At 70.9% G+C, this 15,131-nt stretch carries 16 protein-coding genes; 8 read left to right on the top strand and 8 right to left on the bottom strand.

Annotated features, from left to right (window positions below):
• The first annotated feature begins 224 nt into the window (after positions 1-224).
• Both AAFX79_07780 and AAFX79_07775 read left to right on the top strand, forming a co-directional pair.
• Complete coding sequence (locus AAFX79_07780) at positions 225-2,291, top strand: hypothetical protein (protein MEO1008451.1); 2,067 nt, start codon at positions 225-227, stop codon at positions 2,289-2,291.
• A 57-nt stretch (positions 2,292-2,348) separates the two neighbouring features.
• Complete coding sequence (locus AAFX79_07775; protein MEO1008450.1) at positions 2,349-3,857, top strand: GC-type dockerin domain-anchored protein; 1,509 nt, start codon at positions 2,349-2,351, stop codon at positions 3,855-3,857.
• 212 nt (positions 3,858-4,069) lie between these two features.
• Here the strand turns inward: AAFX79_07775 and AAFX79_07770 are convergent, their stop codons facing one another.
• Together AAFX79_07770 and AAFX79_07765 are read right to left on the bottom strand one after the other, a co-directional pair.
• Positions 4,070-4,651: a hypothetical protein gene (locus AAFX79_07770; GenBank protein MEO1008449.1), complete on the bottom strand. Its 582-nt coding sequence runs from the start codon at positions 4,649-4,651 to the stop codon at positions 4,070-4,072.
• Positions 4,652-4,889: 238 nt separating this feature from the next.
• Positions 4,890-5,462 carry a hypothetical protein gene (locus tag AAFX79_07765; GenBank protein ID MEO1008448.1) on the bottom strand — a complete coding sequence of 191 codons (573 nt, stop codon included), beginning with the start codon at positions 5,460-5,462 and terminating at the stop codon, positions 4,890-4,892.
• Positions 5,463-5,625: 163 nt separating this feature from the next.
• Between AAFX79_07765 and AAFX79_07760 the strand changes: the two genes are divergently transcribed.
• Genes AAFX79_07760 through AAFX79_07750 form a run of 3 tightly spaced genes read left to right on the top strand, consistent with a single transcriptional unit; the run spans position 5,626 to position 8,316 of the window.
• Positions 5,626-6,417, top strand: a complete 792-nt coding sequence (locus tag AAFX79_07760) for an SDR family oxidoreductase (GenBank protein ID MEO1008447.1) — start codon at positions 5,626-5,628, stop codon at positions 6,415-6,417.
• Positions 6,418-6,427: 10 nt separating this feature from the next.
• Positions 6,428-7,882: an aldehyde dehydrogenase gene (locus tag AAFX79_07755; protein ID MEO1008446.1), complete on the top strand. Its 1,455-nt coding sequence runs from the start codon at positions 6,428-6,430 to the stop codon at positions 7,880-7,882.
• Positions 7,879-8,316 (top strand): RidA family protein, encoded by a 438-nt coding sequence (locus tag AAFX79_07750; protein ID MEO1008445.1) that lies wholly within the window; start codon positions 7,879-7,881, stop codon positions 8,314-8,316. The genes AAFX79_07755 and AAFX79_07750 overlap by 4 nt, the downstream gene beginning before the upstream one ends.
• A gap of 32 nt (positions 8,317-8,348) precedes the next feature.
• Here the strand turns inward: AAFX79_07750 and AAFX79_07745 are convergent, their stop codons facing one another.
• The 4 genes from AAFX79_07745 to AAFX79_07730 form a co-directional block, all read right to left on the bottom strand.
• The gene (locus AAFX79_07745) at positions 8,349-8,705 is read right to left on the bottom strand and encodes a nuclear transport factor 2 family protein (protein ID MEO1008444.1); all 357 of its coding nucleotides are present in this window, start codon (positions 8,703-8,705) and stop codon (positions 8,349-8,351) included.
• Between the two features lie 45 nt (positions 8,706-8,750).
• Positions 8,751-9,461 (bottom strand): pirin family protein, encoded by a 711-nt coding sequence (locus AAFX79_07740; protein MEO1008443.1) that lies wholly within the window; start codon positions 9,459-9,461, stop codon positions 8,751-8,753.
• Positions 9,462-9,653: 192 nt separating this feature from the next.
• The gene (locus AAFX79_07735; GenBank protein ID MEO1008442.1) at positions 9,654-10,118 is read right to left on the bottom strand and encodes a MarR family transcriptional regulator; all 465 of its coding nucleotides are present in this window, start codon (positions 10,116-10,118) and stop codon (positions 9,654-9,656) included.
• Between the two features lie 89 nt (positions 10,119-10,207).
• Entirely contained in the window at positions 10,208-10,606 is a 399-nt protein-coding gene (locus tag AAFX79_07730; GenBank protein ID MEO1008441.1) for a 2Fe-2S iron-sulfur cluster-binding protein, read from the bottom strand.
• A 65-nt stretch (positions 10,607-10,671) separates the two neighbouring features.
• Here AAFX79_07730 and AAFX79_07725 point away from each other — a divergent pair, with 65 nt between their 5' ends.
• From AAFX79_07725 to AAFX79_07715, 3 genes are read left to right on the top strand one after another with little or no spacing between them, the layout of a single operon-like run.
• On the top strand, positions 10,672-11,490 hold the full coding sequence (locus AAFX79_07725; protein MEO1008440.1) for a glycosyltransferase: 819 nt from the start codon (positions 10,672-10,674) through the stop codon (positions 11,488-11,490).
• The gene (locus tag AAFX79_07720) at positions 11,477-12,142 is read left to right on the top strand and encodes a lipid-A-disaccharide synthase N-terminal domain-containing protein (GenBank protein MEO1008439.1); all 666 of its coding nucleotides are present in this window, start codon (positions 11,477-11,479) and stop codon (positions 12,140-12,142) included. The genes AAFX79_07725 and AAFX79_07720 overlap by 14 nt, the downstream gene beginning before the upstream one ends.
• Positions 12,139-13,779 carry a hypothetical protein gene (locus AAFX79_07715; protein ID MEO1008438.1) on the top strand — a complete coding sequence of 547 codons (1,641 nt, stop codon included), beginning with the start codon at positions 12,139-12,141 and terminating at the stop codon, positions 13,777-13,779. Before AAFX79_07720 ends, AAFX79_07715 begins: the two co-directional genes overlap by 4 nt.
• Here AAFX79_07715 and AAFX79_07710 read toward each other — a convergent pair.
• Both AAFX79_07710 and AAFX79_07705 read right to left on the bottom strand, forming a co-directional pair.
• Positions 13,776-14,585 (bottom strand): metalloregulator ArsR/SmtB family transcription factor, encoded by an 810-nt coding sequence (locus AAFX79_07710; protein MEO1008437.1) that lies wholly within the window; start codon positions 14,583-14,585, stop codon positions 13,776-13,778. The genes AAFX79_07715 and AAFX79_07710 overlap by 4 nt on opposite strands.
• A gap of 30 nt (positions 14,586-14,615) precedes the next feature.
• Positions 14,616-15,131, bottom strand: a complete 516-nt coding sequence (locus tag AAFX79_07705) for a DinB family protein (protein ID MEO1008436.1) — start codon at positions 15,129-15,131, stop codon at positions 14,616-14,618.

Genomic DNA, 15,131 nt, shown 5'->3' with positions numbered 1-15,131 from the left:
TGTCCCAAGCAAGTGCCGGCAAGTCCACACGCCGGACCTGCGCTGCGGGGGCCCGCCAACCCCGGCGCGAGCCGATGCTTATGGGGCGTGTCACGCCCGGGTCACAATCGGCCGATCCAGGGACGGATGGGGCCGCCGGACCGATCCGGGTGTGGTGCCGGCCGTACAGGCCATGCGGCGAGCCGCCCGAGTTATCGCACCCGGCCCCGCGAAGGAGACGACCCATGCCGACGACGCCCCGCATCGCCGCCCATACCGCCGCCCGCACCGCCGCGATCGCCCTGTTCGCCGGCGTCGCCGCCACGCCCGCCGCATTCGCCCAGGATGCCCAGGACCTGCCGGTCACGTCCATCACGCTCTACCGCTCGGGCGTCGGCTCCTTCGAGCGGCGGGGCACGATCGAGGACGACGCCCGCGTCCGCCTCCGCGTCGACGAGGCCCAGCTCAACGACCTGCTCAAGAGCCTGGTCGTGCTCGATCTCGGCGGCGGCCAGGTCGAGGCCGTCAGCTACGGCTCTCGGGAGCCCGTCGCCCGCCGGCTGGCCAGCTTCGGCGTCAACCTGGCGGACAACCCCTCGATGGCCGAGCTGCTCTCGCGGCTCCGCGGCACGCGGGTCACCGCGCAGACGGCCGACAGCGCGACCACCGGCACCATCGTTGGCGTCGAGCAGCGCACAATCGCGGGCGACGACGGCACGAGGCGGGAGGCCAGCGTCTCGATCTTCACCGGCGCGGGACTCACCCGGATCGACCTGGGCGATCTCGTCGGGCTGGAATTCCTCGACGAGCGCCTCAAGCAGGACATGCAGCGGGCGTTGGCCGTCCTCGACGAGCAGCGCGACGAGACCATCCGCACCGTCGAGGTCGCCAGCGATGGCGACGGGCCGCGCTCGATGATCGTCAGCTACGTGCACGAGATGCCCGTGTGGAAGACGGCCTATCGGCTGGTGCTGGGCGAGGGCTCCGACGCCGAGCCCATCCTGCAGGCCTGGGCCATCGTCGAGAACACCACCGAGGAGGACTGGCGGGACGTGGAGCTGGCGCTGGTCGCCAGCCAGCCCGTGGGCTTCACGATGGACCTCCAGACGCCGCTGTTCGTCCAGCGGCCGCAGCTGCCGGTGCCGGTGGGGGCGCTGGCGCGGGCCAAGGTGTACACGGGCGACTCGGGAGTTGGCGGACTGATGCCGGAAGCGGCGCGACAGCCGTCGCCGGCCATGGACCGAAGGTCGCGCGGTCGCGGGCAATCGCCCTTCGCGGACAGCGGAGACATGGAGCGGGCCGAGACGCCACAGCTACGCTTGGATGCGATGAGCAGCATGGCCGGCCGTGCAGCGGCCGCCCAGGTCGGCGAGTCCATCCAGCTCCGCATCGCCGATCCGGTGTCGCTCGACCGCCGGCAGAGCGCGATGATCCCGATGCTCACCGAGGGCGTCGACGCCCGCAAGGTCAGCATCTACACCGCCTTCGAGCAGCAGGCCATGCACGGCGTCGAGATGGCCAACAGCACGGGCACGCCGCTCATCGACGGGCCCGTCAGCGTCTACGACGGCGGCGCCTACGCCGGCGACGCCCAGATCGGCTACGTGCCCGCCGACGCCCAGCGGCTGCTGGCCTACGCCGTCGACCTCGAGCTCAAGGCCCGCACCGAGCGCCGCAGCGCCACGCAGCGATCAACCTTCCGCATCGTCGACGGCGTGCTCATCCAGACCTACGGCCGCACGCAGACGACCATCTACATCCTGCGGAACGAGTCGGGCCGCGATCGCACCGTCATCGTGGAGCACCCCTCGATCGGCTGGACCATCGACACGCCCGGCGACGGCGCCACGACCGACGACGGCAATCTCCGCTTCGAGCGGTCCGTCGCCCGTGGCAAGGAGCTGCGCTTCGAGGTCCGCGAGAGCACCACCGATCGCACTCGCTACGCGCTGGTCGATGCCGACATCGGCTCGCTCATCGAACGCATCGAGCGGAACGGCTCGCCCGACGCGGATCTCCTCGAGGCCCTCCGCGAGGGCGGCCGCCTCAACCGCCGCGTCGCCGACCTGGAGGAGCGGGTCCGCGTGCTGCAGGCCCGTGTGCAGGCCATCACCGCCGACCAGTCCCGCATCCGCAGCAACATGCAGGCCATCGATAGCGGCACCGACCTCTACCGCCGCTATCTCGGCACGCTCAACGAGCAGGAGGACCAACTCGGCACGCTGCGGGACGACATCGAGCAGGCCCAGCGGGACCTCGCCGCCGCCGAGGCCCAACGCCGCAGCTACTTCGAGAAGCTGACCGTGCGGTAGGCCGGCTCCGTATCATCTGCGGCGCCGCGGAGGGAGCGGCGGCGGGGAGGATGGGGCATGGCATCGGCGCGGCACGCGGCACGGCTGGCGGGGGCGATCGTTCTGGCGGCGGCCGCACCATCGATAGGCCAGCTCCGCGTGGGCACCTGGAACCTGACCGACTACCGCGGCGAGCCCGGCCGCGACGAGCACTTCCGCGTCGCGCTCTTCGACGAGTTCGAGGGCCGATCGTTCCGCCCCGACGTGCTCGTCGTGCAGGAGATGGGCTCGGCCTCGGCCGCAGACCGGTTTCTCGGCATCTTGAACAGCGATGCCCGCGGGGGCGGCGATTGGGTCGCGGCGCCCTACATCGACGGCCCGACGACCGACACCGTGCTCTTCTACCGCGCGAGCCGTGCGTCGCTCCGCGATACGAGCGTCGTCTCGCCCGGCGGCGCGGCCCCGGCGCACCCCCGGCACCTGATGCGGTACGACCTCGCCGTCTTCGGCTACGACGAGCCCAGGCTGGTGATCTACGGCACGCACATGAAGGCGGGCACGTCGTCCACCGATCGTGACCGAAGGCTTGCCGAGGCGCTCGCCCTCCGCGCCGACGCCCGCGGGCTGCCCGCCGGCACGCACTTCCTGCTCGCGGGGGACCTCAACATGCGGGGCTCGGACGAGTTCGCCTACCGCGAACTGGTCGAGTCGCGCGCGAGCAACAACGGGCGGCTGTTCGATCCCATCGTGAGCCCCGGCACCTGGCGGGATAGCTCGCTGTTCCGCTTCCTGCACACCCAGGACCCCGTCGACGCGATGGACGACCGCTTCGACCAGATCCTCGTCAACGACGATCTCATCGACGGCGACGGACTCGACTACCTGGGCGACGCCACAAAGCGCATCAGCCGGACCACGTTCGCCGACCCCGACCACAGCTTCCGCACCTGGGGTAACGACGGCACGACCCTCGACGAGCCGATGGCCCGCGATAACGCCATGGTCGGCCGCACCATCGCCCGCGCCCTCTTCCTGGCGCCGGGTGGCTCGCTCGGGCACCTTCCCGTGTTCCTCGATCTGCGGGTGCCCGCGAAGATCGGCTCGCTCACGAGCCTCGACGCCGGCGAGATCGAGCGGGGCGCCGCCGCCTCGGTCGACCTGCCCGTCGGCAACGCGGGCGACGTCGCCCGCTGGTCGGCCGCCGGCATCCAGGACCTGGTCTACTCGTTCCAGGCCGACGCGCCGCTGCAACCGCCCGCCGGCGAATTCGCCGATCCCGCCGGCGGCACGCTCGACCTGCAGGCCATCGCCATCGATTCGGCCGCCCTCGGTCCCTTCGATGCCGAGCTGCGGATCCTGTCGAACGACCCCGACGAGCCCGTCCGCGTCGTTCGCGTCGTTGGCGAGGTCGTAGCCGCGGACTGCCCGGCCGACATCGATGGCGACGGTGCGCTGACGCTGTTCGACTTCCTCGCCTTCCAGAACCTCTTCGACGCGGGCGATCCGAGAGCCGACGTCGATGGCGACGGCGCGCTCACGCTGTTCGACTTCCTGGCGTTCCAGAACCTCTTCGATGCGGGCTGCTAGAGCAGACTCAGCAAGTTCGTAGCAACTCTGGACCGGTTCGAGCGGTCCGAACCCCGCAGGATTCACTCCTGCGCGGGTTCGGCGAGCGAGTGTGCGGCCGAAGGCCGCTACGGAGCGACAGGGATCGATCTAGCCGCCGGCATCCGACAAGGGCCCTCGGGCGCACGTGGGCGTCCGAGGGCCACTCCCTCACTTCTCGTTCGTTGGTGCGGCTAGCGTCGCCGCCGGCAGGCGAGCAGCCCGCCGAGGCCCAGCATCGCGGCCGTCCCCGGCGAGGGCAGCAGCGCGACGAGGATGTCGGCCTCCTGCAGGTCGTCCAGCCGCGACACGCTCATGGCGGAGCCCATGTCGATGTAGACGTCGAAGCGGGTCGTCTCGGTCGTGGCGGACAGGAACACGGGGCTCGTCGGCGTATCCACCAGCGTCAGGTCGATCTGCCAGAACGCGATGGGGTTGGTCGGGTCGGCGTAGATGCCCGCCGTCGGGAAGTTCAGCTGGCCGGCGAGGATGCCGTCGATCCCGTCGGCCACGATGACGCCCGCGCTCGTGCCCGGGCCGTCCATTGGCGCCACCAGCCTGGGATCGCTCAAGTCCACCTCGCTGCGATCGACCACGAGGCTCGTGGCGATGCCCGCGATCGCGTAGTCGGGGTCCGCGTAGCCCGCGGTCAGCGTGAGCGTGGTTGTCTCCCCCGGGCTCAGCGTCGGGTTGGCGACGCTGGCGCCAATGAACTGCCCGGCCGCCACGCTCGCGGCGAGTCCGACGATCGTCAACGCGGTCGCGGCGTGCTGCATCCCGGCCTCCTCGTGACTCCACCCCGACGCGGGATTCACCCCGGACAATTGGGGATCACCCGTTGTCTTCCGACAGTCTACAGACAAGGCGAGCCGAGACAAGCCCAAAGTGGCCGCGGCGCGAGGAATGTCGCGCCGTCTGCGGCGGGCGAGGCTCGTTCCATGCCCGCCGGCGATCGGATACGACCTGAATCAGCCCATATCCGTGTAGTCAGGGGTTCGGGAGGTCGGGGCGTCGCTATCTTCGCCGCCGGCACGCCAGCAGGCCACCAACGCCCAGCAGCCCGGCCGTCCCCGGAGAAGGGAAGATCACGGCTCTGCCCTCGCTCAGGTCGGCCAGCCGCGACTCGCTGGTGGCCGAACCCATGGCCGTGTAGACATCGAAGCGCGACGTCCGGGTCTCGATGTCGAGGATCAACCCGCCGGTGGGCACGGACGCGGTGAAGGTGACCTGCCAGAAGGCGATCGGGTTGGTCGGATCGGCGTAGATGCCCGCCGGCGGGAAGTTGAGCTGGCCGGCGATGATGCCCTCGATCGCCGAGCCGGCGAGCACGCCCTCGCTGGTGCCGGGTCCGTCCATCGGTGCGATGAGCCGCAGGTCGCTGAACTCGCCCTCGGCCGCGTTGATGACCAGTTCCGTCGCGATGCCGGCCATGGCAAAGTCGGCCGAATCGAAGCCAGCCGACATGGTGATCACGGTCGACTCGCCGGGGCCGATCGTCGATGGGGAGGCGTCGAGGTCGATGAGCTGCCCCGCGGCCACGCCGGTGGCCAGGGACAGGCACGCGATGGTGCTGCTTGCTCGGATCATGTCTCCCCGCCTTCTCATCTTCGGGTGCGCGCGATTCGCGGCGGTTTGCCGCGGCTGGGATCTACCTGCTGACGGCCGCTCACCGCAACGATCCCAATCTCATCGTCCTGATGGGTTCGATTGGCGCAAGGCCATTCTCACTCTGTAGGGCTAGCCTCGCGGCATGAACGTCGACCTCACCGGACGGACTGCGCTCGTGTGCGGCTCCAGCCAGGGCATCGGGCTTGCCGCCGCCGTCGAGCTGGCCGCACTCGGCGCCCGCGTCACGCTGCTGGCACGCAACGCCTCGCGCCTGGGCGGGGCGCTGGCCGAGCTGCCGGCGGGCGATGGCGTCCAGCACGACGTCGCCGAGGCCGACTTCCAGCGGCCCGACGACGTGGTCGATGCCGCGACGGCGGCGCTCGATCGCGCCGGCGGCCGCTTCGACATCCTGGTCAACAACACCGGTGGGCCGCCCAGCGGGCCGATGGTCGATGCGTCGGCCGACGCCTTCGTCGAGGGCTTCACGGCCCACCTGGTCAACAACCACCGGCTCGCGCAGCTCGTGCTGCCCGGCATGCGTGCGGCGGGCTTCGGCCGCATCGTCAACATCATCTCCACGTCGGTCCGCTGCCCGATCCCGGGGCTGGGGGTCAGCAACACCATCCGGGCGGCCGTCGCGGGCTGGGCCAAGACGCTGGCGGGCGAGGTCGCCGCCGACGGCGTCACCGTCAACAGCGTGCTGCCGGGCTTCACCGATACCGCGCGGCTGGCGTCGCTCTTCGACGCGAAGGGCCAGCGCGAGGGCCGGGCGGCCGCCGACGTCAAGGCCGACGCCATCGCCGGCATCCCCGCGGGACGGCTGGGCGAGGCCCGGGAGGTCGCCGCCGCCATCGCGTTCCTCTGCACGCCCGCCGCCGGCTACATCACGGGCACGGTGCTGCCCGTCGACGGCGGCCGCACGCCATCCATCTAGACTTGCGCCCATGGCCGCAGCGCTCACCAATTGGATCGCCGGCGAGCCGCACGCAACCGCGGGCACGCTCGACAACATCGATCCCGCGACGGGCGAGCGCATCGGCACCGTGCCCGCGTCGACCGAGGCCGACGTAGCCGCCGCGGTCGATGCGGCCAATGCCGCCTTCGATGCCTGGGCCCGCACGCCGGGCGAGGAGCGTTGCCGCCTGCTGCTCGCGCTCGCCGACGCCGTTGAGGCCGACCTCGAGGCCTTCGCGCGGGCCGAGTCGATCGATAGCGGCAAGCCGATCGCGGTCGCCCGGTCGGTCGACATCCCGCGGGCGGTCCGCAACCTGCGCTTCTTCGCCACCGCGGCGGTGCAGGCCGCCAGCGAGAGCCACGACGCCCCCGGCGCGATGCTGAGCTACACGCTCCGCCGTCCCCGGGGCGTCGCCGGGTGCATCTCGCCGTGGAACCTGCCGCTGTACCTGCTCACCTGGAAGCTCGCGCCCGCGCTGGCGTCGGGCTGCACCGCCGTCGCCAAGCCCAGCGAGCTGACGCCCACGACGGCCGCCATGCTCGCCAAGCGCGCCGCCTCGATCCTGCCGCCGGGCGTGCTCAACGTCGTGCACGGGGCGGGTGAGCCCACGGGCGCCGCGATCGTCCGCCATCCCGGTGTGCCGAGCGTCACCTTCACCGGCTCGACGAAGGTCGGCCGCTGGATCGGCTCCACCTGCGGCGATCTGCTCAAGCGGTGCTCGCTCGAGCTGGGCGGCAAGAACCCGCTGGTGATCTTCGACGACGCGGACATCGATCGCGCCGCCGAAACCGCCGTGCGCGCGGCGTTCAGCAACCAGGGCCAGATCTGCCTCTGCGGCTCCCGCGTGCTGGTACAGTCGGGCGCGTACGACCGCGTGCTCGCCGCGCTGGTGGAGGGTGCACGATCGCTGCGGCCGGGCGATCCGCTGGACGACGCCACGCGGTTCGGGGCGCTCGTGTCGCACGACCACCGAGACAAGGTCGCCGCCTACGTCGACGCTGCGCGGGCCGATGGCGCCGAGGTGCTGGCCGGCGGCGCCCCGCCCGACGCCCTTCCGCCGCGCGTCGCAAGCGGTGCGTACTACTCGCCCACGGTGATCGCGAACGCGACCGCGGGCTGCGCAATCCTGTCCGAGGAGGTCTTCGGCCCGGTGTGCACCGTGCAGCGCTTCGAGACCGAGGCCGACGCCGTCGCGCTCGCCAACGCGTCCGACTACGGGCTCGCCGCGAGCATCTGGACGCGGGATCTCGCCCGCGGACACCGCATGGCCGAGGCCGTCGACTGCGGCATCATCTGGCTCAATTGCTGGATGCTCCGCGACCTGCGGACGCCCTTCGGCGGCATGGGCCACTCCGGCGTCGGCCGCGAGGGCGGCTGGGAGGCCATGCGCTTCTTCACCGAGCCCAAGGCCGTCACGATCGACACGAGCGGAGCATCGGCATGAGCGACGCGATCCGAACCGATGACGCGCCCCGACCCGTCGGAGCCTACCCGCACGCCCGCCGGGTGGGCGACCTGCTCTTCTGCTCGGGCGTCGGTCCGCGGTCGCCGGGGGCCAACACGGTGCCGGGCGTGACGCTCGACGCCTCGGGCGCGCTCATCGACTATGACTTCGCTGCGCAGTGCCGCTCGTGCTTCGACAACGTCCGCGCCGTCGTGGAAGCCGCGGGCGCACGCTTCGAGGACATCGTCGACGTGCAGGCCTACCTGACCGACCTGCCGCGGGACTTCGCGACCTTCAACGAACTCTGGAAGCAGGCCTTCGCGGGTGAGGGCAAGCCCAATCCCTGCCGCACGACCATCGAGGTCAGCCGGCTGCCGCAGGGAGGGGACGCGCCCATCGCCGTGGAACTCAAGGTGATCGCCCGGGTGCGGTAGGCAGGCCCGCGAGGCCGGCGGTGGGGCCCGGCTCAGCCGTGGTAGAACCGCTCGCTAGTAATCTGGCCGTCCTTCCAGGTCTGCCGCGTCGCCTGCTGGTAGGTGATGTCCTGGCCGTCGGTGTTCACGAAGTTGAAGCCGTACTCGATGAAGGCGACGCCGGCCTGCTCATCGATCGCGACGTTGTCGATCCACAGGCTCTTCCATTCGCCGATGCTCGCCAGGAACTGCTGCTCCCGCTCGCGGTTGGCGGCCTTGCCCTCCGTGGGCGTCTCGGCGTTCTCCTGCATCACCACGCCGTCGGCGTAGTACTGGTCGAAGGCCTCCAGGATCTGGCCGTTCTTCATCTTGTCGATCAGGTCGTGCACCTTGCTGCTCAGGTCGCTCATGGCGTTGCTCCTCGTGGTGAGCGGTTCGTGATCTCGTTCGACCCACTACGGCAGGTCGAACACCAGCACCTCGGCGCCGCTCGTGGCGTCGATGGTGACCTCCGATTCGTCGCTGATGGCCGCGCCGTCGCCCTCGACGAGCGAGTGCTCGCCGACGCGGACCGTGCCCCGCGCCACCTGCACCCAGGCGTGCCGGTCGGCCCCGAGCCCGAGCGACACCCGCTCGCCCGCGTCCAGCTCCGAGACGTACACCCGCGCGTCGGCGTGCATCCGCATGCTGCCGGCGGCGCCATCCGGGCTGGCCACCGGCCGCAGCGCATTGCGGGCCGCCTCCGCGTCGTGCGTGAGCACCGCGTAGCTCGGCTCGATGTCCCGTTCGCTGGGCTTGATCCAGATCTGGATGAAGCGGCCGGGCTCCTCATCGCTGGGGTTGTACTCGCTGTGCGTGATGCCCGTGCCCGCGCTGGTCAGCTGGAAGTCTCCGGGGCGGATGGTCTGCACCGTGCCCATCGAGTCCTTGTGCTCGAGTCCGCCCTCCAGGACGTAGGAGAGGATCTCCATGTTGTCGTGCGGGTGGGTCTGGAAGCCCGCGCCCGCGGCGATGCGGTCGTCGTTGATCACCCGCAGCCCGCGGAAGCCCATGGCGTGGGGCTCGCCGTCCGCCGGAAAGCCCCGGCCAAAGGCGAAGGTGTGCCGGCTGTCCAGCCAGCCCAGGTTGGTCGTGCCCCGTCCCGCGGCCGATCGGATCTCGATCATCGTACTGCTCCCTTCGCGGCGTTCCTGCGACGCGGCTCTTCCGGCGGTGCGCCGCTGCGTCGGAACATCTCGTGCTACGGTGCGATGGTCCGCGTGACCGGGCAAGCACTTGTCTAAACAACTTTATGCCCCCATCGATGGGAATCAAGCCCCCTCGATGCCGTCCTTGCTGGGCGAGTGTTCGGGAGGTCCCTAGCCGTCGCGGGTACGCTCGAGCAACCGGCTCAGGCGGCGCAGCTCGCCGTCGGGCACGTGCCCCAGCAACTCGTCGTGCAGCGCCCGCACCGGCCCCTGCAGCCGGCGGATCAGCCCCGATCCACGCCGCGTGATCCGCACGCGGATGACCCGGCCGTCGGCGGCGTCGGGCTCCCGCGTGACCAGCTCGTCTCGCTCGAGCCGGGCGATCACCCGCGTGGCGTCGGGCGCGGGCACGACCATCTCGCCGCGGATCTCGCTCCACGTTCGGCCGTCGCGGCCCGCGGCGTGCAGGATGCGCAGCACGTTGTAGCCGCTCTCGCCCAGGCCGTGCTGCTTGAACAGCCGCTGGAACTCGCACTGCAGCGCCGCGGCCGTCCGCACGATGTTCAGGTAGGCCTCTTCCTCGGCCTGTTCGAAGGGCTGCTTCTTGCCGATTTGTTCGCGCAGGCTTCGCGCCATCAGGTACACACCATTGTTGTAACAACGATACCGCGACCACCCGCGGCCGGTTGCGGGCGAGCGGCCCCGCGGGCCATCCCGCCTCGGTCCTAGTGCGGCACTTCCTTGACGGCGTTGCGGTTCCACGCGGGCACCCGCACCGTGATCGGGCCGTCGCCCTCGATCTCGCACTGGCAGCTCAGCCGGCTGTTGATCTGCAGCCCCGGTGCCTCTTCGACGCGATCCTCTTCGGCCTCGGTGGCCTCGGTCACCTGGTCCAGGCCCTTCTCGACGTACACGTGGCACGTCGAGCACGCGCACACCCCGCCGCAGGCGTGCTCGATGTTGATGCCGTTCTCGACGGCGACCTCCAGCAGGTGCTCGCCCTTGGCCGCGAGCACCTCCCACTCGGCCTGATCGGTGTCGGTCAGGCCCTGGGGGTCCTCGAGGACGAACGTCACCGGCACCTCCTTCGGGCCGTGGTCGTGATCGCTGTGCCGCAGGTGCATGGAATCAGGCTAGGCAACCTCGCGCCCTGCGTGCCATGCCACGGCGGCCGCCCCTACCCTTGCCGGTGTCCGACGAAGCGTCCCCGCTGCGGCTCTCGGTGGTCGCGCCCGCCCACAACGAGGAGGGCAACGTCCGCGCGCTCGTCGAGGAGATCTGCAGCGCACTCCGGCCGCTCGGCATCCACTTCGAGATCGTGCTCGTCGACGACGGCTCCACCGACGCCACCCGCCAGCGCATCGTCGACGCCATGGCCGTCGCGCCCGAGCTGCGGTGCATCGCGACGGCCGGCACGCCCCCAGGCCTCGGCAACGGCCAATCGGCGGCGTTCTACGTGGGCTTCCGGGCGGCATACGGCGAACTGATCGCCACCCTCGACGCCGACCTCCAGAACGATCCCGCCGACCTGCCACGCCTGCTCGAGGAGATGGACCGCACCGACGCCCAGATGGTCCAGGGCGATCGCTCGGCCGCCCGCAGCCAGGGCGACGCCTGGCACCGCAGGTACACCTCGCTCGTTGGCCGGGCGTTCCGCCGCATGCTGCTGGGCGACACCATCCGCGATACCGGCTGCTCGCTCCGCGTCATGCACCGCGAGATCGCGCTGCGGCTGCCCCTGGAGTTCAAGGGCGCCCACCGCTTCATCCCCGTTACGGCTCGGCAGATGGGCTATCGAGTCGTGGAGCTGCCCGTCAACCACCGACACCGCCACAGCGGCGAGACCAAGTACGGCATGGGCGTGGGCAAGCGGGCGATTCCGGGGCTCATCGACTGCTTCGCCATCCGCTGGATGGGCAACCGCCGCCGGCCGATCGCCGCCGAGCGCATCGAACGCTCCGCAACGCCCGAGGCCGCCGCCCAGGAACTCACCGGTGCGGGCCGTTGATCGCCTGCTCGAGCGGCTCACTGGCCGCCGGGTGAAGTGGGAGCCCATCCTCGCGATGGTGCTCCTGCTATTGCTCGGGCTGTACCTCGTCACCGGGCCCACCAGCGTCGACGTGCAGGACGGCGCCATCGGCGTGCCCTTCCGCATCGGCACCGAGCGGGGCAAGGTCGAAGTGTTGCCCCAGTCCGGCGGCGGCCACCGCTTCCGCGTGCTCTATCGCAACGGCGAGACCCTCGGCCCGATGGGCGACCGCGCGTTCGCGGAGCGCTTCGGTGAGTCCATGCACGCCAGCGTCCTGGCCAACCGCGACAACTGGATCTTCCGCCTGCTCAACATCACGCACTGGGGCAGCCTCGTGTGGGTGGCCGTCGGGCTCGGCGCGCAGCTGGCCTTCTTCGGCCGCATGCTCATCCAATGGGTTGTCAGCGAGAAGAAGCGCGACAGCGTCGTGCCCGAAGCCTTCTGGTGGCTCAGCCTCCTCGGCGGCGTTGGCTTGTTCGCCTACTTTGTCTGGCGGCAGGACCCAGTCGGCGTGCTGGGCCAGTCCACCGGCGTGGTGATCTACGCCCGCAACCTCCGGCTCATCCACAAGCAGCGGCGACGCACCCAGCGCCGCGCGCCGGCGCATGCACACTCGGATGCGCCCGCGTGAGACGCGTCCTGCCGTTCCTCGTGCTGCTCCTATTGCTGTGGCTGCTCGCCGGCGCGTTCTACGGCGGAGACCTCGGCAAGACCCGCGACGACTACACCTGGGCGGTCAACGACCCCGCGACCGGCGCCGCCGACGCGGTCGACCTCTGGCGGCTCCCGCTGTTCTGGAGGCCCGCGTCGCTCGTGCTGGTCCGGCACCTCGTGAGCCTCACCTGGGATGCGCCCTGGATTGCGAATCTGCTGACCGCCCTGGCGCACCTCTCGCTGGTGCTCGTCTTCTGGCGGTGGCTGCGCAAGCTGGGCTGCGGCGCGGCGGCGGACGCATCGGCCATGCTCTTCGTGGCCCTGCCGATCGCCTACGACGTCATGCACTGGCCCGCCGCGATGCCCACCGCGCTCTCCGCGATCGTCGCGATCGTCGCGGCCCGACTCGCGCTCGGCTCGACAGGCGAAGAGCGAGCGGCTAGGCGCCTCGCGGGGATCGCGGCGCTGGCGTTCCTCTGCTGCTGCCTGAACGAACAGGCGGCGGCCTGTCTCGCCGCGGTCGTCGTTGTCCCATTGCTGCAGCGGCGTCGATCAGCGATCGGCGTGGCGCTCGCGATCGGGCTTCCCTGCGTGGCGTACGTCACGCTGACGATGATGACGGCCCCGCCCAACCACCGGGGCGGCGTCGGCACACTAGTAGACCCCTCCGACTGGGGGCCACGCGCCATCTCGGCCCTTGCGAGCTCGGCCGACCAACTCATGGGCGAGCGGGGCCGCCACCTCCTGCTGGGCGGCCTCGAAACGGCCTGGCCCGCCCTCGGCGCGTGGGGCGTGGCGCTCGTCGCGGCCGCCGTTCTTGCCGGGGTGTGGTGGTCGCTTGCCCGCCGCCCGGATGCCGATGGCGAGCGCGGGCACTGGCCCGTGGCCGCCGCGGGCATCGCCTGGGCGGCGCTCGGACTCACCCCATTCATCGTCGTCCGCACGGGCCCGATCGAGGCCCGCCACCTCTACCTGCCGCTCCTCGGCGTACTGCTGGCCGCATCGATCAGCGCCGCGCGTATTCCGGCTCCCGCGCTCGTCGCCATCGGTGGACGCCTGCTTGTGGCAGCGGCGGCGCTCGCGATGGCCATCAGCCTCGTCGGGATCCAGACCACGCTGCGCGTCCGCGCCCAGATGGACATGGAGGACGCCGCGGCCATCGTCGCGGCCCACCCCGGCCCGCCCGGGGGCGCGGTCATCCTCATCGCGCGGCAGGCCTGGCGGCAGGCCGACACGGGCCTGCGCCGCTACGACATGCGCTTCTGGAGCGCATGGCAGATGGACCACATGGCGACGGCCGTGGTCCGCCACGCCTATGGCCGGAGTGACCTCTTCGCCAAGAATCGCTTTGCAGCGAACAACATCACCGCGGCGGACGTGTCGCCCGAGGGCTGGCGGGTGGGGCTATCCAAGGGCCCGGCGTGGGATGGCGGCCGCGTCCCGCCCGTGCTCATCTCCTGGGATCGCGTGCGGGCGCTCACGATCGACGGGCAGGGGCGTGTGCGGCCGGTCTCCGCCCTGCGATTCGAGGGCGACGGCGGCTTCGTCCAGCCGCTGCAGGTGGACGCCGCCGCCCCGCTCGCACCCGCCGAGTACACGGTCCGCCTGCGCTAGTTCCGCGACTCCACCAGCGCCTTGAGCTTCTGCAGCCCGTCCTGCCAACCCTCCTCGAAGCCCGCGGGCAGGTCCTCGTCGAACTCGCCGGCCATGCGGTGCTCGACCGAGACCACCGTCCGCCCATCCCGCTCCTCGAAGGCGATGGTCATGTTGGCCACGAAGGCGCTGGGAATGGTGCAGTCTCCCCGCAGGCGGATCTTGCGGTTGGGCCGGATCAGCGTCACGATGCCCATGAGGTTGCGATCCACCTGGCCGTCGTCGCGGACGGTCTCTAGGTAGAACCGCCCGCCCAGCTCCCGCTCGAAGATCGTCTTGGTGTGCCGCCTGCTCTCCTCGCTCTCGTAGAACCAGTTGTGCGCGTCGGCGAAGTAGGCATCGAACACCCGCTCGGCGGGCGCGTCGATCTCGATCTCGGTCTGGATGATCCGCGCACTGATGGCAATCTCGGCGACCGGCATGGCTGCATCTCCCCGGCTCTCGACGAGCCGCTTGAGGCCCACGAGCGATCCCGCCCAGCGGTCCTCGTACTTGCTGACCCAACGCTCGTACACGCGACGCAGCGGCACGGCGTTGAGCTGGTTCCACTTGCGCCGGCCGTCCTTCCTGGACACCACCAGCCCCGCGTCCTCAAGCACCCCCAGGTGCTTCATCACCGCGAACCGCGACAGGCCCGGGAACGCCTCGACCAACTCCCCCGTCGTCGCCCGGCCGCCCCCGCGGAGCAGGTCCAGGATCGAGCGACGCGTCGGGTCGGCCAGCGCCCGCCAGACCGCATCGAGCTCGCCATCGGAAGTGGCCTCCATGCGCAGCCTCCCGATCTTCGCTGAGCCCGTTCAGAACAGCGACGGCAGGCCGTTGGCGCGGCGCGCCACGCTGGCCTGTCCGCTGTGGAAGCCCTCGTGGAAGGCGATCGAGCTCATGAGCATCGCCCGGGAGTTCGCAAACCGGCCGAGGTCGCCCTCGATCGGCTCGAGCAACTCGGCCTCGCTGAGCCCGCTGAGCCAGTCCCGCAACGCCGCGCGCGTGCGCGCCAGCGTGTCGATGATCTCGTCGCGCGACGGGTAGGCCGATGGGCCGGCCGTGCACGTCGAGCCGTCGCCGAACAGCTCGTTCCACCTGGGGTTGAGCATCGACTTGGGGCCACCGACGGCCTGCATCAGCCCCGCATCGGTGTTGGCGATGTGCCCCGCAACCCAGCCGGCGTGGTTGGTGCCCTCGCAGGCCGGCAGGAAGAACTCCTCCCCGGGGGTGGCCTGCACTAGGCCGTCCATCAGCCGGCGGGAGAACGCCAGGGCATCCAGCCCCGTGCGGAGGAGTGGCGAGAGCTGCGTGGCGGCGGCGTCGGACAT

Source organism: Planctomycetota bacterium (genome assembly GCA_039819165.1).
Classification (GTDB): Bacteria; Planctomycetota; Phycisphaerae; order Phycisphaerales; family UBA1924; genus JAHCJI01.
The sequence above is the reverse complement of the archived record's forward strand: the minus strand, read 5'-3'. Positions and strand labels throughout refer to the sequence as shown.